The organism is Dyadobacter ginsengisoli DSM 21015, assembly GCF_059568735.1.
In genome coordinates this window covers 778,527-799,045 of sequence record NZ_JCANTY010000005.1, presented here as the reverse complement: position 1 = coordinate 799,045, position 20,519 = coordinate 778,527, and the positions used below count along the sequence as shown (strand labels likewise).

General features: G+C 43.5%; 17 protein-coding genes. 1 reads left to right on the top strand and 16 read right to left on the bottom strand.

Translation table 11 applies throughout. The annotated features are described in order from the left end of the window. Positions 1-1,272 (top strand): T9SS type A sorting domain-containing protein (locus BP71_RS21830; protein WP_496383124.1); only part of this gene is annotated, 1,272 nt, incomplete at its 5' end. A gap of 331 nt (positions 1,273-1,603) precedes the next feature. Here BP71_RS21830 and BP71_RS21825 read toward each other — a convergent pair. From BP71_RS21825 to BP71_RS21750, 16 genes are all read right to left on the bottom strand, one after another. After that, complete coding sequence (locus BP71_RS21825) at positions 1,604-2,386, bottom strand: WecB/TagA/CpsF family glycosyltransferase (RefSeq protein WP_496383122.1); 783 nt, start codon at positions 2,384-2,386, stop codon at positions 1,604-1,606. A 114-nt stretch (positions 2,387-2,500) separates the two neighbouring features. Then, positions 2,501-3,604: an acyltransferase family protein gene (locus BP71_RS21820; RefSeq protein ID WP_496383120.1), complete on the bottom strand. Its 1,104-nt coding sequence runs from the start codon at positions 3,602-3,604 to the stop codon at positions 2,501-2,503. Between the two features lie 56 nt (positions 3,605-3,660). Further along, positions 3,661-5,502, bottom strand: coding sequence for a right-handed parallel beta-helix repeat-containing protein (locus BP71_RS21815; RefSeq protein WP_496383118.1), 1,842 nt, complete (start codon positions 5,500-5,502; stop codon positions 3,661-3,663). A gap of 23 nt (positions 5,503-5,525) precedes the next feature. Then, on the bottom strand, positions 5,526-6,692 hold the full coding sequence (locus BP71_RS21810; protein WP_496383116.1) for a glycosyltransferase family 4 protein: 1,167 nt from the start codon (positions 6,690-6,692) through the stop codon (positions 5,526-5,528). Positions 6,693-6,783: 91 nt separating this feature from the next. Continuing rightward, on the bottom strand, positions 6,784-7,794 hold the full coding sequence (locus tag BP71_RS21805) for an EpsG family protein (protein ID WP_496383114.1): 1,011 nt from the start codon (positions 7,792-7,794) through the stop codon (positions 6,784-6,786). Between the two features lie 48 nt (positions 7,795-7,842). Then, entirely contained in the window at positions 7,843-8,208 is a 366-nt protein-coding gene (locus BP71_RS21800) for a serine O-acetyltransferase (RefSeq protein ID WP_496383112.1), read from the bottom strand. Between the two features lie 178 nt (positions 8,209-8,386). Next, entirely contained in the window at positions 8,387-9,292 is a 906-nt protein-coding gene (locus BP71_RS21795; protein ID WP_496383146.1) for a glycosyltransferase, read from the bottom strand. 64 nt (positions 9,293-9,356) lie between these two features. Beyond that, positions 9,357-9,806, bottom strand: a complete 450-nt coding sequence (locus BP71_RS21790) for a serine O-acetyltransferase (protein ID WP_496383110.1) — start codon at positions 9,804-9,806, stop codon at positions 9,357-9,359. 1 nt (position 9,807) lies between these two features. After that, positions 9,808-11,076: an oligosaccharide flippase family protein gene (locus BP71_RS21785; protein ID WP_496383108.1), complete on the bottom strand. Its 1,269-nt coding sequence runs from the start codon at positions 11,074-11,076 to the stop codon at positions 9,808-9,810. Positions 11,077-11,100: 24 nt separating this feature from the next. Beyond that, positions 11,101-12,111 carry an NAD-dependent epimerase/dehydratase family protein gene (locus tag BP71_RS21780; RefSeq protein WP_496383106.1) on the bottom strand — a complete coding sequence of 337 codons (1,011 nt, stop codon included), beginning with the start codon at positions 12,109-12,111 and terminating at the stop codon, positions 11,101-11,103. A gap of 1 nt (position 12,112) precedes the next feature. Beyond that, complete coding sequence (gmd, locus tag BP71_RS21775) at positions 12,113-13,255, bottom strand: GDP-mannose 4,6-dehydratase (protein WP_496383104.1); 1,143 nt, start codon at positions 13,253-13,255, stop codon at positions 12,113-12,115. A gap of 48 nt (positions 13,256-13,303) precedes the next feature. Further along, positions 13,304-14,245 carry a GDP-L-fucose synthase family protein gene (locus BP71_RS21770; RefSeq protein WP_496383102.1) on the bottom strand — a complete coding sequence of 314 codons (942 nt, stop codon included), beginning with the start codon at positions 14,243-14,245 and terminating at the stop codon, positions 13,304-13,306. Positions 14,246-14,414: 169 nt separating this feature from the next. Beyond that, complete coding sequence (locus BP71_RS21765) at positions 14,415-15,740, bottom strand: UDP-glucose dehydrogenase family protein (protein WP_496383100.1); 1,326 nt, start codon at positions 15,738-15,740, stop codon at positions 14,415-14,417. A 372-nt stretch (positions 15,741-16,112) separates the two neighbouring features. After that, positions 16,113-18,494 carry a GumC family protein gene (locus tag BP71_RS21760; RefSeq protein ID WP_496383098.1) on the bottom strand — a complete coding sequence of 794 codons (2,382 nt, stop codon included), beginning with the start codon at positions 18,492-18,494 and terminating at the stop codon, positions 16,113-16,115. A 37-nt stretch (positions 18,495-18,531) separates the two neighbouring features. Continuing rightward, positions 18,532-19,194 carry a polysaccharide biosynthesis/export family protein gene (locus BP71_RS21755; RefSeq protein WP_496383096.1) on the bottom strand — a complete coding sequence of 221 codons (663 nt, stop codon included), beginning with the start codon at positions 19,192-19,194 and terminating at the stop codon, positions 18,532-18,534. 387 nt (positions 19,195-19,581) lie between these two features. After that, the gene (locus BP71_RS21750; RefSeq protein ID WP_496383094.1) at positions 19,582-20,319 is read right to left on the bottom strand and encodes a tyrosine-protein phosphatase; all 738 of its coding nucleotides are present in this window, start codon (positions 20,317-20,319) and stop codon (positions 19,582-19,584) included. Positions 20,320-20,519 lie beyond the last annotated feature (200 nt).

Here is a 20,519-nt window from a genome sequence, read left to right as displayed (position 1 = left end):
ACATTTATCCTCCCGGGCTCGCCGCGGACAGTTACCTGTGCCGCACCGGCGATTTATAATGGCAATTTCGAGATAGCAGATTGTAATAAAATTGCGGGCTGGGTAAGTGCAAGCAACTACCCGGATTCGACACTGGTGGTTGAGCTGCTGGAAGGAAGTACTGTTTTAGCGACAGGAACGGCAGGGATTTACCGGGGCGACCTGAGCCAGGGAACCAAGAACTATGGTTTCAATATCCCGCTGCCATTGTCATTGAAGAACGGGCGGGTCCGGCAGTTAAGCGTGCGGGTGAAAGGAAGTACCTATGTGCTCCCGGGATCGCCCCGGAGTATAACTTGTGCAGCTTCTGCGACTTACAATGGCAATTTCGAAGTAGCGGATTGTAACAAAGTTGCCGGTTGGGTAAGTGCCACGAATTATCCTGATTCCACGCTGGTCGTCGAGCTGATGGAGGGGAATACGGTCTTAGCGACAGGAACTGCCGGAAATTATCGCGGCGACCTGACCCAGGGTACTAAAAACTATGGTTTTAATATCCCGTTGCCATCTTCATTGAAGAATGGCCAGGCACACCAACTCAGCGTGCGGGTGAAAGGAAGCACGTATGTGCTTCCGGGCTCTCCCCGGAGTTTGACCTGCGCCGCACCTGCGATCTACAATGGTAATTTCGAGGTAGCGGATTGCAATAAAGTGGCTGGTTGGGTATGGGCAAGCAATTATCCCAATACTTCTTTAACGGTCGAGATCATGGAGGGCACTACTGTGGTGGGTACTACTGTTGCAAATATTTATCGTGGAGATATGAGCATTGGGACGCGGAATTACGGTTTCAGGCTGGTTCTTCCGGAGGTGCTTAAAAATGGCCAGCAGAGACAATTGACTGTGCGAGTCCAGAATAGTACCTATACATTGCCGGGCTCCCCCAAAAGCGTTACCTGCCCATCCTCAGCCAGGACATCGGCTGAGGAGCAAACAAGTCCGGCAAATGTGCGTTCCGTTCCAGATGGTGAACAACTTGACTGGGGTCTTGTCGCTTCGCCTAATCCGACAAACGGACGTATTGCTATCCACTTTGCAATCCCAATGGAACAACAGGCCCTGCTATCAGTTGTCAACTCTGTAGGCCAGATCGTCGCTACACAGAAAATAACTGGCATAGGAAAGAAAGACCACCAAATGATCGATTTGAGGCAGCAAGCGGATGGTGTATATATTATCAAGATGCAGGTAGGGGAGAGGTCAGAGTCCAGGAAAATCGTATTGGTTAAATAGTTGTGTGGGATAAATGGACTTGGTTTGAATCCCATCAGTTTCTGACTAGATTTATTCACTCTTCACGAGAGCCGGGCGCATTTGTCACTCGTTAACTGAGGCCATCCCGGGAAACCGGGTATTCAATGTGATTAGAAGCGCTGAGGCCTACCGAAAGAAAGAGAAGGAATGAGAGTGACTTTTGCCAACCATCGGGTTCATATGCAGACGAATATGGCGGAACTTGATAGTTGGCAAAAGCGACGCATTTTGATAAGCGTCAGACAGCGACTGCCGAGGGGAGGGCTCTCTGTTGTTTGAAAAAGTCTTCCGGAGAAATCCCAATGGAAGATCACGGTACCTTATTGAGTACCTTCACACTGACATATTCTTTTAAGTACAAGCCCATAAATAGCGTATTTGTTACAAAATAGCGCTTCCACAGTCGCCCGGGTTCCTGACACAGTCTGTAAAGCCATTCAAGGCTACTTTTTTGCATCCACATCGGTGCACGCGATTGAATACCCGCGAATACCGGAAATGCCCCACCGAGGCCGATCATTGCCGCATTCACTCTCCCCTTCATTGCAGCCATCCATTTTTCCTGTTTTGGACAACCGAGCGCAACAAATACCAAATTTGCGTTGGAAAGGTTTATTCTGTCAATGATCGCCTGCTCTTCGGCCTCGGTTAATGCCCTGAATGGCGGAGAGTAGCTTCCGGCAATCCTCAAATCCGGATAATCTTTTTCACTTCGATCCACTATGGATTGCAGGACCTCGTCGGTTGAGCCATAGAAGTAGACGCTCTGATTTCTATTTTGGGCGCCTTCCAGTAATGAATGCATAAGATCCATTCCGGCAACGCGTTGCTGCTTGCTATTGTACAACTTATTAATGCCGACAACCAATGGCATCCCGTCGGGAGTAACTACATCCGCGTTGTCAACGATGTTGGCAAAGGCCGGATCGGATTGGGCTTCCACGAGCATGTGCACATTCATTACACAGACGTACGAAGACTGTTTGGCAGCAGCAAGTTTCAATATTTGATCAACAAAAGACAGATATGTTCCTGAGCTGATTCTGCAATTAATGAACTTAACCTTTTCCAGTTTTAAATCTACCACAGTCATATTATTTTGTGTTTTAACCCAGTCGTATAGCAACTTGTAGGTTTATTAATTTTCAATATTCATTTCCGGGTGGGAAACAAATGGAATATGAAAACTCAATTGTTATCAGAGAATTTAGTTCCCCACTTCTGCTGAGTCGACGGCTAGTTTAGTTTTAGGTTCAAATGCCATTTTTAGCCACCGCCTTAACCGGACTTCAATGTACTCATAGGTGAACATGGAAATGAGGTATACAGTGATCACATATATACCCAGTGTTAAAGTAAGAAAGGCGGGAGAGTCTTTCTTTATAACTTTTACTACAATTTCAAATACCACAGCAACGGCAGCGTGGGTCATGTAAATTGAGTAGGACAACGTCCCGATAGACAAAAATAATTTATTGGTTAACCATGAAGACATTGCTCCTTTTTCAAAAGCAAAACAAAGGATTGTAAGTGCATAGAAAACAGGAAGAATGAAGTTGAAATCTTCCGGTAAATACATGGTCGCCAGAAGGCTTACGGACAGTGTCAAAAATTCCCAGATCGTGAACTGTACACTGCCGGGTGAATAGGTGGAAATTTGACAATATAATTCATATGTGAAACAGCCAATAAAGAACCCGAACATGCATCTGAACATACTGTAATTGTTTGTCAATTCGATGTTGAAGCTATCAAATATTAACCTGATAGCAGTAAGCGACAACAGAGATATTCCCAAAAACATGATGGAGCGGAATCGCGAGTTGAGCTTTCTGATGTGCACAATAGAAACGCAAAACGCAATATATGCTACAATCTCCGCGCTAATGCTCCAACTGGGATAATTCCACGACAAAGGCGTAATATTGAATGATTGCAGAAAGAAAATATTGACAACAAATGATGTGACATTGTTCTTCTCAAAAACAGGACTCTTAAATATCCCATAATTATATAATACAAATTTGGCACATTCCATCAGAAGAAAGACGATAAGCATCACAAAATGCAATGGATAAAGTCTCAGAAGTCGATTCTTGATGAAATTTTGTTGTGCGGAGCCCTTCGAAAGATCGAAGTAATTATGATAGATAATGAAGCCGCTGAGCACAAAAAAGAAGTCGACAAAATGAGGTCCTTTCTGAATGAGGGCCAAGTTACCAATAGGGCCAGCTGATTTGTAGTGATATATAGCTACAATAAAGGCGAATAGCCCTCTGAACGAATCGAGAGTTGTAAATCGGTGCTTCATAGTCTTTTCCAGATCGGATATTTTGTTGAGTAACGTGCCTTAATGCTGCAAATGAGCTACTTTATTTTTAGGACTTTTTCGACGGCCTTTTTTGTACTCTCGTTTGACTCCATTTTTTGAAAATGATTGTCCATGAACGATATTTTGGATCGATCAGATTTATTAAATCGATAGTCTTCATTCTGGATATTCTCTACGACATTCTTGATGACTTTGAAACCTGATGAACCTTGGTCAAAGAAGAATCCGTTATTTCCACCAACGGTGTTTTTTTGTCTGTTGATGTTTTTAATGTAGTTATACTGATATATTGATCCACTTTGATTACCTAGAGTGTATATGCCTCCACCATCTGCGAGTGTAGTCAGCACGTTTTCAATGTAGTTATATTCGATGAGGTTATTTTTAGTATAAGTGTCTTCCGAGTTGAAGGACCAACCCACACTTATCCCTGAATAAGGGAGATTTTTGATTTTATTTCCCTTGATTACATTGTTGCTGGCTTGCATAATTCCGATACCCAGGCCCGACGGAAAGAACTTACCACAATCATCTATCGTGCAGTTAATGACGTTGTTTCCTGATGGCGGCCTCGATGCCGGCCAGCTTTTGCGTATTCCGCCAATTGCGTCAATGCCAATAATTATTCCTCCGCCTCCATTGTCAACTATTTTGGAGTTACTGACCGTGTTTTTTGCTGAATAATCTCCGATCCAAATGGCATAATTCCCTAAATGACTGAAAGTGCAGTTTTCAAAAGAACAGCCTCTTGCGGACTCAAGGAGGATCGCAGCCCCACAATCCAAAGCGCCTTGATTTGAAGAGAAGCCAGACTTAAGATCAAGCCAGGGGTACTTAGCTGCGTCTGCCGCTTTGTTCCGGGAGGATATCTTATTTACGCCCCATTTTGGTTCAGAATAGCTAAAGTCGATGTTTGAGAATTTAATATTGTTCACGAATTTTCCATTTTGACCGTCTCCGTTAATGCTTAGAAGCGTATTTATTCTCGATGCAACGAAATTCAGGGAATTTGGATTCTCATTTGGATTTGCGTAGTAAAGAAGCTCACCGCTATCGTAGTCGAGGAGCCATTCACCGGGAGTGTCCAGATAGTCTTTCGAGTTCTCAACCCTGAACCTCACTTTTGAACCAAAAAAACCGACAGGATAGGTGGCAGGATTATGGAAATTAACGATATGTTTGTCCTTGTCGATGCTTCGAATTGTGTGCCAGGATGCCTCCCAGCTATTATAAACAATAACTTCTCCGGAGAGATCTTTGAGCGAATCAAGTGAGTTATTGCTGTATTCAAAACCACAAAATACCTCTATGGAATCGGCGGAAATCCTGGGAAGGGAAGGGAAATCCCAGGGTTTGTATCTGGATTTGTATAGCGAATTAGCGGAGCTGAACAGCGTATCCGATGTCGCCCGCTGAAGTCTTTTGCCATTGACGAACAGCGCACGAAACACGTCAGTGGCCCTGTTAAAGGATGCTATTTTCAACTTCCAGATATTATTTTTTTCAGTTTTTGCCCAATTGCCCTTAAGTATCTTTCCTCCGCTTATGGTTACTTTTTCTCCTTTATATGCGGAATATTCGATAGACAGCAGTGAATCAGGTTGATCCGCTGTGAACAAGAGCGGTTTGGAAAGCTCATATGTCCCCTGCCGGATGATTACTTTGACATTTCGACCTGCACGCCTTTTTTCACCAACAACCTGCTGAAGTTTATCAAAGTCGTTGAAAGGACGTTCGAAAGAACCATCGCCTGAACCGGAAGAAGTCTTAGCCAAATAATATACATCAGTTTGCTGTCCGAATACAGTCAGGCCCTGCGCAGTCAGACAAGCGACAAAGCCAAGAATCAGTATTATCGATTTACGTATATGGCTCATAAATATGTAGTTAGTGGTGTGTACTAATCAAGCACAGCATTATTCGTCAGCGACTCATAGATTGTTACAAGCTGGGCCTCATTTCTGGATCTGGAATATTTTTGGCAAAAGGTTTGATAGGCATTTTCTCCAAACTTTTCCTTATCTCTTTCATCCATTTTTGCCCAATACCTCACAGCTTGTGAAAGGGCATTCGAATCACCTACATTAAAGTGGAGGCCATTAAACCCATTTTCAATGATCGTTTGCATTGCGCCGATGTTTGACGCGATAACCGGCGTACCCAGGGAGAATGCTTCCAATATTGTCATTGGCATCCCCTCGAACCAGGTCGACGGAAAAATCAGTGCTGTGCATTTGCTCATGGCGTCGATGACTGCCGGTTTATCCAACTCACCCAGATATTCGATATTTGGATTCGCATCACAGATCAGTTTGAGCTCCTCTACAAGGTTTCCGCCCCCCGCGATTTTCAATTGTTGGTCGCTTCCAACAAAGGCATCCAATAAAACCTGTACTCCTTTCTCTTCGACAAGCCGTCCGACGAAGAGGAAGTGGCTTTCACGCATTTGTGGTTTCGAAGAGATTTCCTCTACGAAATTTGGTTTTACAATGAGTTGTGAGGGTTCTAATCTTAGATTCGATTTCAGGAATAGGTCTTTTGCGAAGTCGGTCAGCAAGATGTATCGATCGGCCGACCTCCAGGTGCCGGCTTTTTTGTGGATCCAGGTAACGAATGCCAGCCAGAATGTTTGAAAAAACGAATTTCGATATACTTTTAGTTTAATCGCAGTCCATGGAAATGATTCCGACAAACTCTCCGTAAATATTTTTCCCCTGTATTGCAATATCGCCGATGGACATAACAAACGATAATTGTGGAGCGTTACGACCGTTGGAATACCTCTTTTTTTGCAAATCCGTATGACCAACGGGCCGAGCGCATAATGGAAATTGTGTACATGCACAACATCCGGCTTAAATTGATCTATTGCCTCTTTTAGCCTCCGTGCTGCACGAACGTTCCAAACGGAAAGTAAGAACTGTAAAGCCCCCTTTATACCCATTTCGTTAGCAAACGTGAGTGGTAGAACATCGTGATTATCTGCCAGCATTGCCTGTTCAGTAGCAAAGACGGCATCTTCGCCACCTTTTAAACGATACGAAGTATGTACAAATAGGATTTTCAACGGATATTAGTGATTTCTGGGTGCATACAAATGGTTTTACTCAAACCCTATCATAAGTGCAGAGTGGTGCAGCTAAAAATAGTTGCATAACTCAATGAAAGATGCCCGAGATGCCGTTAACTACAAACCGGATATAGAACAACACGAAAAATACAACAACAAATACGATGCGATACTGCAACTTGTATAGCAGATTTGCCGACAGGAAGACATTTGCAAAGATCAGGAGCAGCGAAAGCCGCTGAATGACGCTAATAAAAAAGAATATATTTTGAAAAATTATTCCAACGAAAAATATATTGAAGAAGATAATGACTCTCTGATTCACGACAACCTTTCGGGAGTGAAAAATCAGATAATACATAACTATGAATACTACCTGATCTAAAAGAACTCCGTTTAAAGATACTTCGCTATTAGCAAGCTTATCTATTTCGGAAAAGTAATTTGGTAGATTTGATATGATTACTTTTAAAAACACATCTACTTTTTTCAGATAGGTGAATAAATTACTTATCTGATTCAGTAGAAGAAAAGCGAGCGAGAAAAGCCATATCGCGAGGTATATCATTTTAGATGAGAGCCTCCGACTGAAAAAATACAACGGAAATAAAATTAAAGAAAGCTCGTGAATCGTGAAAAGCAGAGCAATCAGAATAGTGTATGGAATAAGCTTTCTATTTTGAATAAGTGTAATTCCGAAATAGTAAAAGAGTGAAGTTACAATGAACTGCCTTAATATATTCAAACTCAGGCAGTAGAATATTAAACCATATAGTATTATTCCAAATAAGGGATATTTGGTGAATTTAATAATAGCAAGAAAAATAAACACCTGTGTGATCAGAGATACACTGATCAGGAAAAACCGGGGCTCCGTACTAAAATACCGCAGGAAATCAATCATGTAGTTGTATCCAATGTTTCTGTTTTGGATACTGATTCTGGGGTTTATATACCCTTGCACGTAGGTGATCGTATCTGTTCCTACATCGAATGTTCTGAAAGCAGATATCAAGAACAGTACGATAAATACCAGGAACGTATATGCAATATATCTGCGTTGTACAGGGTAATTATCGATGATTGCTTTGGTTTTCATTTAGTATTTTTGTCTTTATATGACATTCATAGTAAAATGTCCCGTGATCTAGGCCTTCTTTGGTATAATCCGAGCCGGATTTCCCACAACTGTGGAATTATCCGGAATATCTTTGACCACAACACTTCCAGCGCCAATTCTGACGTTGTTGCCAATCTTAATATTTCCGATGATGCATACATTGGAGCCAATGTCGACATTGTCTCCGATGATTGGACACGTGGAATAGGTCCCATCTGAAAATTGCTTCGTTCCGATTGTGGTGGAATGTCTGAGTTTACAATTAGAGCCGATCACAGTCCCATCATTCACAACGAGTGCCTGGCCGTGGTATAATGTAAGTGCTCCCTTGATAATTGTCTTATAAGGCAGCTCTACACCAAGGATCCATTCCACAACAACTCTGTATATCACCAGCTGAGGTATTAGAATCACAAACAAAAAGCGGTTTCTGGAAGCAAGATGGGAAAGACGAAATCCGATCATGATTAGGCGCCCCTTAATATTCTGGGGGTTATTTTTCCAGTCTTTAAATAGGTACATATTCTTTTGTAATTAGAAAATTATGCCACCGGGGTTGTCAATAGCTCCGCTAAATCTCATGCGACCTGAAATACGATCTTTTGATACATGATAAATATAAGTCCTTTAATTTGAACAAGTCCCCATTCAGAATCGGAACCAGTATGCTGTTTTTCAGGCGAATATTGGAATAGTAGGAAGAGATCAGATACTTTTTTTCCAGCTCGTTGACCCCAAGTTTTTTGATTTTGGATAACAGTCTCTCCTCGTTAACGGATAATTCGTGTGATTTAAGCACCGTCTTGAAATATCGGTAAGCGATACCGTATCCAAGTGCCCGTTGCTCCTTGCTCTTGCTTGTCGATATCTGCTGACCTGACTGGCGATATTTGAGTAGAGGCTCGGAGATATTGGCTAAATTCCCGAACATCGCAAGCCTGCTGAAAAGATCGTAATCCTGCGAATATCTCACCCCCTCGTTATAGGTAATGGAATTCGCAATGAGTACTTCTTTTCTCATGAAGACTGTCGGATGTGCGATACAATTCCGCATAAGAAGCAAGCTTCTTATTTCATCATTGCTGGTAGGTTCCTTTACTAATTGCTGCAGACCGGAATCGTTAAACTTTATCATCCAGCTTCCACATACAACACAATCAGGGTTACTCTCCATGAATTCATATTGCGTTTGGAACCGGTGAGGTTCAGAGATGTCGTCTGCGTCCATCCTGGCAATGTATTTTCCCTTTGCATGACGAAGCCCAATATTGAGGGACTTGGTGAGTCCTATATTGACCTGGTTCTTTAGAATTGATACCCTTGGATCTTTGGCGCTATATTTATCAAGTACGGTGGCAATGCCTTTATTCTCCGGGTTATCATTAATGATAATAAATTCGAAATCTGTGAATGTTTGATCTAGTACGGAGTCAATAGCTTTGCATAACCATTCCAAGGGCTCATTATAAACACTCATTATAACGGACACATTTGTTGTTTTTTCCATTATGATATTTAATTTGTCGATTGGTTATGCAGCGTTAAACGTTGAACTGTTTAATAACTTTGGCAGGGTTACCTGCTACGACACTGTTGCGGGGGATGTCTGTAAATACGACTGAGCCGGCGCCAATTATTGAGTTTGCACCAATTGTAACATCCCCGAAAATCACTGAGTTTGCAAATATCGTTACGTTGTCTTCAATGGTAGGGTAGGGAGCAACCATGAAATTCTTCGTTTCCTTCGTTCCAACGGTAACATTCTGATAAATTACGCAGTTTTTACCGAGCCGGACTTTCATCCCCAGTACTATACCTACCGGGTGAGGGAATGAAGTGTTCTGATGCTTCAGGTATTTGATGCCAATCGTTAAATGATTGCACAAATAAACTTTTATCGTCCGGTAGTAGATCAGGCTGTGATAAACATCGATGAATGCGTTAAACACTAATTTTATAGCCTTGATAGCTGCCATGTCTTTAAACTTCATGCTATAATAGTTTTCTTTTCAAACAGGCCTGATATCTGAGAACCGATTCAAACAGGAACGAGAGCAGATATATATAAGCAAAAATGACGAGATCGTGTGTCTTGTATACACTGGCGTATATGACTATCAACAGGAGATACACCAGTGCAGAATAAGCCATGCTGCTGAGTATCGGCCTGTCATAACCATACACCAGGAGACAGTTCCTGCCAAGCAGAGCGCCGACGATGTACACGGGGAGGTTGGCAGCCATGATTCTGGTTAACTGAACCGCAGCGATCATATCATTGCCTCCCAGCGTTTTGACGATAAAGGGGGCAAAGGCCTGGACGGCAACCATAAGAATGATGGAGATTGCCAGCGATATGCCAATGATCTTTTTCAGGAAAACGGTATCCTTCAGACGGCTCATTCTGGGGAACACGGCCTGACTGATCAGATCCAGAAAGGTAATTCCAAGGTTGATGATCTTCATGGCCAGGTCGAAGTAGACCACTTCATTCAAAGTGAAAAAGTGCTTTACGACAATGACGCTAAAATTGGTTTTGAAGATATTAGCACCGTACGACAGGGCCATAATGTAGGCTTTCCTGATGTATTCCATGAGGGTCGAAAAGGGTTGGAATCTGAACCCAACCCCGGATCTCCTCAGAATAAGCAGAGCGATAACACAAGAGATCATGGAGCCAACCCCATTGATGATCGGTATCAGCAAATAATCATTATCTGAGCGGACCAGCAGAAAGATAAACACCAGGAAGAACATTCTGCTGGCCAGGGTGAGCAGCGTAATGTACTTCATTTTTTCGGTGCCCTGGAAATACCAAAGCGGAAACAAGAACTCGTTGAGACACATCCACAGCGTCAGGTAAAAAAGATTTGCATACGCCTGCAAATCTCCGGACAATTTCAGGACACAAAACATGATGATCCATGAGAAAAGAAAAAGGAGTCCTTTTACCGTAAAAACACTGCTTGCGATCTCCGTTATTTTCTCCGGACTGTCTCTGTGGACACTGATATCTTTGGTAGCTGTGATGTTAAAGCCGAAGTTAACGAAGACAACAAGATAGCTTACGATGGCTTGTGAATAGATCACCATACCATATGCTTCCTTTCCCAATACGCGTATCAGGTAGGGATAGGTTAGTAAGGGAAGTGCCAGGTTGAAAATCTGCAACAAAGAAAGATACCCGAAATTAGCAATGAGAACGTAATAGGGTTGAATTCTTGGTTTGACGGCCTGGATTCCTGTTTTCAGAAAATTCATAAGCTAATTCCGCTACAAGTTCATTTAAGAATGGAAGTAATTCTTAAACCATTCGGCGAATTGTTGTAAACCTAATTTTAGAGTTACATTAGGCTTGTAATGCGTAATTTGTTCAAGCTTTTCCTGATCCGCCCAGGTTTTCGGAACATCTCCCGGCTGCATTGGCATGAAGTTCTTCAGGGCGGGCTTGCCCAGGCCTTTTTCCAGCTCGGTGATGAATTCCATCAGGTCAACAGGGGATCCGTTTCCGATGTTTAAGACCCTATACTGGGGTTGTTCGGTAAAAGGCGTAAGCGAGGTTTTTACGATCCCATTGACGATATCATCGACATAGGTGAAGTCCCGCTGCATCTCGCCGTTGTTGAACACTTTAATCGGCTTACTGTCAGATATTGCCTTCGCAAATAGCATGGGAGCCATATCCGGGCGCCCCCAGGGGCCATACACAGTAAAGAACCGCAGACAGGTTATCGGAATGTTGTACAGATGACTATATGAATGTGCCATCAGTTCATTGCTTTTCTTGGTGGCAGCATACAAACTGACCGGTGAGTCCACCTTGTCTTCCTCTGAAAAAGGGATCTTGGCATTAGCACCATATACCGAGGAAGAGGACGCATGTACCAGATGCTTGACAGGGAAATATCTGCATGCCTCAAGTATGTAATGGAATCCTACAATATTGGACTGAACATAAACATCCGGGTTTTCGATGGAGTATCGGACCCCCGCCTGTGCCGCCAGGTTGATTACAATGTCGAACAACTCTGATTGAAACAGGCTGAAAAGCTGCTGTTTATCCTCGAGGTTCATTCTGACGAAGCGATAGGCAGGATAAGTGGCACTCTGCGTAAGTTGATACCACTTGATTTCGTCCTGATGAATACCTGCTTCTTTTAGCCTCGCGTATTTGAGCTGGGGGGAATAGTAGTCATTGATGTTGTCGAGACCGACAACATCAAATCCATTTTGCAATAGTTGCTGGACCGTGTGGAATCCAATAAACCCGGCACTGCCTGTGACTAAAACTTTCATATTATTCAAAGTAGTTCAAAACGCCAAAGCCTTCTTTTAAAAGTAACTGATCTTTTTGAAAGAGCCTCAGATCCGAGCTCGCCATATCTTCGATAAGCGTTTCCAACGTGTGCTTTGGCTTCCAGCCCAGTTTTTCCTGTGATTTTGTAGGATCACCGATCAGAAGTTCCACTTCCGTCGGACGGTAGTAGCGTGGGTCAATTTTTAACACTACAGTCCCTGTCTTCAAATGCTCTCCTTCTGCGATTCCCAACTCAGCAAGCCTTTTTGAGTCGATTGACGCAATGGTGCCAACTTCATTTTCCTCGGATCCTGTAAAAGCAAGTTCCACACCAAGAAAAGCAAAAGTCATCCGGATGAATTCGCGAACCCTGGTAGTAACGCCGGTGGCGATAACGAAATCTTCCGACACTTCCTGTTGGAGGATTAGATACATCGCTTCGACATAGTCTTTTGCATGTCCCCAGTCACGTTGCGCATCTATGTTCCCCATGTACAGGCAGTCCTGCAAGCCAAGTACAATCTTAGCGGCGGCACGGGTTATTTTCCTGGTAACGAAAGTTTCGCCGCGCAATGGCGATTCGTGGTTGAATAGTATGCCATTGGATGCGAACATGCCATACGCCTCACGATAGTTGACAGTAATCCAGTAGGCGTACAACTTGGCAACAGCATAAGGAGACCTCGGATAGAAGGGAGTGGTTTCCGATTGAGGCACAGCTTGCACCAAACCATACAGTTCTGAGGTAGATGCCTGATATATTTTGGTCTTTTTTGTCAAACCTAGAAGCCGCACGGCCTCAAGAATACGCAGCGTTCCGATTCCGTCGGCATTAGCAGTGTATTCCGGCATCTCAAAGCTAACCTGAACATGACTCATTGCAGCAAGATTGTAAATTTCATCGGGCTGCACTTCCTGGATAATCCTGGTTAGGTTCATAGAATCCGTCAGGTCTCCGTAGTGAAGAATGAATCTGGGATTAGTAACGTGCGGATCTTCATACAAATGGTCAATACGATCTGTATTGAACAGCGAGCTCCTGCGTTTTACACCATGGACTGTGTAGTTTTTACTAAGCAACAGTTCGGTTAGATATGCGCCGTCTTGTCCGGTTACACCTGTAATTAATGCTACTTTTGACATATTAAGTTAGTTGTTTTGTTAAAAGCCATGAAAACCTGTGATCAGGTCTCAGGCGGCATAAATTTCTTGGTTTTTCAGAAAGTCCTGGTATGCTGACAAAATACCTTCCGGGAGCTCCACTGTATGCTTCCATCCAAGGTTATGTAGCTTTGATACATCCATGAGTTTTCTCGGAGTGCCGTCAGGTTTGGAATTATCCCAGCGAATGTCGCCCCGATACCCGATCGTCTTTGCGATCAGTTCGGTTAAATCCTTGATAGACAAATCTTCGCCGGTTCCGATATTGACGAGCTCACGTTCGTTATAATGTTTCATCAAATAGATACAGGCATCCGCCAGATCATCCGCAAATAGAAATTCCCGTTTTGGAGAGCCAGTGCCCCAAGCCTCAACAAATGGCTTTTCGTTTACTTTTGCCTCATGAAATTTCCGTATCAATGCGGGTAGTACATGCGAGTTTTGTAAGTCGTAATTGTCACCATAGCCGTAAAGGTTGGTGGGCATTACGCTTATGAAATTGCTTCCGTACTGATCGCGGTATGCTTCACACAGTTTTATCCCGGCGATCTTAGCGATCGCGTAGGGCTCATTGGTTTCTTCCAGCAGTCCTGTTAACAGATATTCTTCTTTGAGCGGCTGAGGCGCAAATTTCGGATAAATGCAGGAAGAACCAAGGAACATTAATTTTGTAACACCGTGCAAATGGGATTGATGAATGATATTCGCCTCAATCATCAGGTTTTCGTAGAGAAACTCTGCCCTGAAGGTATTATTGGCTACAATACCACCGACCTTCGCGGCGGCAAGAAACACGTAGTCAGGTTTTTCTTCGCGGTAAAAAGCTGCAACCCCGACGGGGTCGCGCAAATCGAGCTCTGAGGAGGTTCGGGTGACTAGGTTCCGGTATCCCTGGGCCGTTAGGGCTCTTAAAATTGCTGAACCTACCATTCCCCGGTGTCCGGCTATATATATTTTTGTATCCTTATTCATACTTCGAGGTTTGTGGTGAGATCATCGCTGTACTCAGACTCATCATACCCGGGGCCTGTCAAATGGCCCTTGTATTCTCTGCACTATTGAATTCGTCCGCCACTTTATCAGCATACGGGATGAATCGATTTGGCGATGTGGTATTGCTTTGAGATTTGATGGTCAGAAATTATTCAGCTAATACCTGTACATTTTGCGCTTCCCTGCCAATGCTGTAATAGGTGAAACCCAAATCACGCATTTGATCAAGCTCGTACAGGTTCCGGCCGTCAAAGATCACTTTGTTTTTTAGCAGTTTACTCATTTTCGCAAAATCCGGGGTACGGAATTGCGGCCATTCTGTAAAAATCATCAAAGCGTCGGCATCATCCAATGCAGCATATGCGGTGTGGCAGTAGGTAGGTTCCGGAATTAGTCGTTTCACGTTTTCCATCGCTTCCGGGTCATACGCGGTCACGTTCGCTCCTTCTGCCAGTAGCGCTTTAATATTTTCAAGAGCCGGCGCTTCCCGGATGTCGTCTGTATAAGGTTTGAAAGCCAGCCCCCAGACCGCGATTGTCTTGCCTCTCAGGTCTCCCTCGAAGTAGTCTTTCACAATCGGTAACAATCTCTTTTTCTGGGCGTCATTTACGTCCATGACAGATTTCAAAGTCCGGAAGTCATAACCATAGTCGGAGGAGGTTTTGGCCAGGGCCTGTACATCTTTTGGGAAACAGCTGCCTCCGTAGCCGATGCCTGCGAAGAGAAAGCGTTTGCCGATTCGGCTGTCGGTGCCTATGCCGCGACGAATGTCGTCAACGTTGGCACCAACTCTTTCACATAAATTGGCAATTTCGTTCATGAAGGTGATCTTCATTGCCAGGAACGAGTTTGCCGCGTATTTAGTCATCTCGGCAGAGCGTTCGTCCATAAAAATGACGGGGTTTCCCTGCCGAACCAGCGGCGCGTAAAGAGATTCCATTACTTTTTTGGCCTGTTCCGAGGTGGTACCGATTACAACCCGGTCGGGCTTCATGAAATCTTCAACAGCCACACCCTCTCTCAGGAATTCAGGATTGGATACGACGTCGAAGTCTACGGTGGCATTTTTCGCTATGGCAGCCCTTACGCGTTCTGCAGTTCCTACGGGAACCGTACTCTTATCGACGATAACGGCGTAGTTTTTTAGAAGTGGGCCCAAATCCTTTGCCACACCCAGAATGTATTTAAGATCAGCCGATCCATCTTCGCCGGGAGGAGTCGGAAGCGCCAGAAATATTACCTGGGCGCCTTCTATACCCTCGGTCAGATCGGTTGTGAATTTTAACCGGTCCTCAGCGATATTACGATCAAACAGAACATCGAGGCCGGGCTCGTATATAGGAATTTCGCCGTTTTTAAGACGGGCTACTTTATTTTCGTCAATATCTACACAAGTGACCTGATTGCCCGTTTCAGCGAAACAGGTACCCGTAACAAGGCCTACATAGCCCGTACCAACTACTGCAATTTTCATAAATTGAAAAAAGAAAATGATTGAAGAAATACCCGGAAGAGAACGCTATGGCCTGGAAGCGATTTGGCTATTTTCAGGCGTTGCACGGAAGGCAGAACGAAGTAATTCGTTGCCCGATAGAATCATCGGACTTTGGTGATTTGACATCATATTTTATTTAACGTTGAGTTTGACCTGGATAAATATGTATTATATACTCATCTCAGTATAAATATAGTGCAATTTTTGCATTTTAAAAATTTTCAGTCAAAAACATTAAATTAATGCAAATATCGCTTAATAGTATCATATTCAAGATGCCGGACTTTCTTAAAAACAGAAGAATAATTATAAAGGCTACATGTATTTTCATGTAGCCTTTATAATTATTGATTATCCCCGGCCCACCAGCTTCTTAAGCTTGCTGGCTACATTTTGTCCTGAGGTTTCAGACTCTTCGGCATAATAGCCATATCCGTAACCACCGTATCCATATCCGTATCCGTAACCGGCACCATAATTGACACCATTGAAAATAATGGAGAAGTTGGCAAACCGTTTTGCCTTTTGCAACTCGCCGATACGTTTCAGGTGATCGAGAATCGTATAGTTGAAACGAACGATATACAATGTAGCATCAACGTGTTCTGCGATTAAGGCTGAATCCGTAACAAGCCCGTATGGCGGAGAATCTATGAGTATATAGTCATAAACCTCTCTTAGTTCTTTAATCAGAAGCGGCAACTTTCCGTTGCTTAGCAATTCAGATGGATTGGGTGGAATAGGACCACTTGCCAATACATCAAATTTAGGATGGACACCCGTAGACTGAATGAAATCTTCGAAATGCCCCTGGCCAATAAGGCAATTGGATGCCCCGACTTTATTGGGAACTCCCAAACGTTCATGCAGCGTCGGTTTCCTGAGATCCAATCCGATCAGCAGGACTCTTTTATCCGAATATGCCAAGCTGGCTGCCAGATTTATGCTGACAAAGCTCTTGCCTTCGCCACCGATGGAGGACGTAAACATGATCACCCTGCATTTGCCGTCGCCAAGGTACTGTAAATTGGTCCTCAGAGCGCGGAACTGCTCGGCAACAGCACTTCTGCTGGTCATCTTGATGATCGACTCATCACCTGGCACACCGTTGATTACGTTTTTCATCTGACCAATTTCGCCCAGAATCGACGAATGAGTAGTTTTTTCTATCTCTTCCCTTGACTGAACCGTATTTTTCAGTAGAAACAACAGGTTGATCAGTCCGAGAGGGAGGATGATACCCAGCGCGCCTGCTATTCCCCAAACCATTGCCTTTTTAGGCTTAATCGGCTTGAAGGTGGCAATAGGGGCGTCGATCAGGCGGCTATCTGTAACGGTAGATGCATACGCCAATGCGGTCTCTTCTCTTTTCTGGAGCAGGTACAAATACAGCTCCTCCTTAATAGATTGCTGACGCTTGATTCCAACAAACTCTCTTTCCTTCTTGGGGATGGATCTTAGACCAGCTGAAAAACGTGTGTTGATAGACTCAAGATTCCGTTTTGTGACGGCCATCCCGCGTTTAAGGTTCTGAACGTTTTCCTTGATCGATTGCCTGGTTCCTGCCAATTGTGTGTTAATAGTCTGTAACAACGGGTTGTTGGGAGACGTTGTTCTGGCGTACTTTTCGCGTTGCAATTCGAGTTCATTGAACTTTGTGAGCAGCGATACGAGTACGGGGTCGTCTATCATGTATGTTGCGGGCGCTACGGCGCCTTCACCAGCATTGGAAATGTAGTTATCTACACTTTCAAGGATACTGATTTTAGTGTTGACCTCATTGAGCTTGGAATCATTCTCCTTGATATTTTCCAGGAAAAGTTGTGATTCCGCGCTGATGTCTGTAATTCCCTGATTCGTCTTGTAAGACTCCACGTCCTTTTCAACATCACCAAGCTCTCCGGTGATTAACCCGAGCCGGTTTTCAATGAATTTGAGCGTGTTGCTCGCCTCGCTGTTTTTGTCATTCAGAGAGGATTGTATATAAACGTCCAATAATTTGTTAAGCACATCTTTGGACCGCTGAACATTGACATCCTCGTAGCTGATTTCCAGTACCGTACTTTTTACATTCGGTTGCTGCACTGAAATCCTGTTTAAAATCCGTTCGGCAAGGCTCTTCACCTCGGTAAAGTGAATAGTAATGTCCTTTACATCGGAAGGGGCTCCTCTTTTCAATACAAACGCACCCCAATTGTTGCGGAAACGCTGATTGAATGAAAATAACTTGTCTTCATCGTTGAACCTGAAATGAGTACTGTCTTCAATATGAATGACGAGAGGCTCCTCGTAGCCATATTCAGTAATGATCTCAGGTGTAATGATAATCGGGCTTTCATTATAGAGATCTACCGTGCGCAAACCCTCTTTGGTAGTGTAGCTGACGTCTAGGCTTAGTTCTTTAACGACCTGCTCAATAAGTGTCTGGGATTTGAAAACTTCCATTTCATTTTCCACAGTCTTATTTCCCCCGAATTGGGAACTCATTTCGGTAAGTATGTCCCCCTGTGAACCAGTTAAGCTTTTTTCTTCCTTAATAAGAATACTGGTCTTGGCACTATAGGTCGGTTGGGTAATCTGTAAATAGAAAAATGCAACGGTTAGCATCAAAAACAGAAATATTGGGAAAAGGTACCAATATCTGATCAGTCGCCGGATATAATCGTTGAGGTCAAAGTCCTGGCTTTTCTCTTCGCCTGCCGAAGGTAAGCCGTTAAAATTCCTGTCTTCCATATGTTGAGTATATAATTGCTTTTTTTCTGCTTGTAACTTACTTGGTAAGGTTGAGAATCAGAATTCCCAATGTGCTTATCCCACCAACGATACTTACAATTAGAGGGACCGTTCTTACGCGACTGTCCGTATCCAGCATCTTTGCTTTAACGGGCTCTACGTAAATGACATCGTTCTTATGCAGATAATAGTAAGGCGAATTAAAAATTTCCCGTGAAGTCAGGTCGACGCGGGCATATTCCCGCTTTCCGTTCTCTTCACGGATGATCATGACATTGCTCCTGTTTCCATAAATGGTCAAATCGCCCGCAAGGCTCATTACTTCGGGCAGCGTGATCTTCTCATCGGGAATTACATAAACTCCTGGCAGCTTAACTTCCCCCATTACTGAAACTTTGAAGTTCAAGTTACGCACGATGACGGAAGGCTCTTTTAGAAATGCCTGCAATCTGGTTCTGATGGTATCGGCAGCGTCTGTTGTCCTGAGGCCGCCCACCCGAAGCTTGCCAATAAGCGGGATTTCAATGTTGCCGTCGGTGTCTACCAGATAGCCAAGCGGCTGCACACGAGGACCACCTACATTGGAGTAGTTGGTGCTAGCGGTAGTGAAAAGGTTCGGGGTATTAAAAACTTCGTTAGCCTCAGCGTTTAAGCTTCCAACTATAATGGAGAGAATATCACTGGGCTGAATTTTGGGCACATATTGCTGGGTAATTTCCTGTGAAGAGTAGCGAACTGAATCTCCTTGGAAATATACAATCGACTTTGGGGAGACACAAGATGTAATCCCTCCGATTATCGCTAGGAGAGAAAGAGCCGTGGAGAGTATTAATCTTAAAGTTCTGCTGTTTGAATTGGCCATAAATAATAACGTTGAGTAATTTTTCTAGTTTTAATTTATTGAAAATGAATATATTGTTAAATTGAAATAGATTTTTTCAGATTATTTTCAGGACACTTTAGCGATGTTTGTAACTGTTTGCGAACGACATAGCGGCAAGCGGGTCTAATGCTGATTCTAGGTAATGTGCAAATTATGTCCGTAGCTAAAATTAACACAAATATAGAATAAATTCAATTCTCGCCCTCACTTACCGATAAGTTTTTCATTTTGAAACGAATATTTGGACAACCATTGATGCCTGTTACTCTTGCGGATCATATCCAGGTGCTGAATTTTATGGGCGTCGGTGCCCAGAAAAGTCACTAAATTATTCTTGAGTAGCCATTCCGCTATTTTACTGATGTTTTCGCCATAATAGCCTGTAAGAGATAACACATTGATCTGCAACTCGCAACCGGCATCCGCCAGTTTTTTGTAAATGGATGGATCTGAGTGAAAATAGGTATACCGTTCGGGGTGAGCGAGTATCGGTTGATACCCTTTTGAAATGATACTGAACAGGTTTTCCGATGTATTCATCAGAGGGGTTGAATAGGGAAGTTCGACCAATAGGCGGTTTCCCGGTAATGTGAGTAGTTCCTGTCCGGAAGAAACTAACTCATTGAAATGTTCGTCAATGAAATATTCTGCGGCAGCAGCTATCTGAATGGTTAATCCCGCATCGAGGGCCGCTTTTTGCACATCCTTTAATCCCGACAAAATTATATCAGGAGTGTTCCTGTAGCAATCCCACATTACGTGCGGGGTTGTCACAATATGCGTGTAGCCGAAGGATTGCATTTTGGCAGCCATTTCAACCGCTTCCTCAACAGTTTGCACACCATCATCTATCCCTGGGATGAGGTGCGAATGAATGTCTATGCCGATGTGCGCCAAATCTACATTCTTGGTACTTTTTTTTCCAAACAACCAATCAAGCATAGTAACTTAAATAGTGAGGCACTTGTTTCTAAAATGAGTTAAAGTAAATGGTTCCTATCACAAACCGTCAATTGGACAAATTTAAGGTAAAAAAGCAACAGGTTGGTTAGGATAATAAGAATTCCGCCACCTTATCGGATGTACATTTTACACACCTGTTGCTCTCGTCGCGCTATCGTCCGATGCCTCCTGCACGTTCG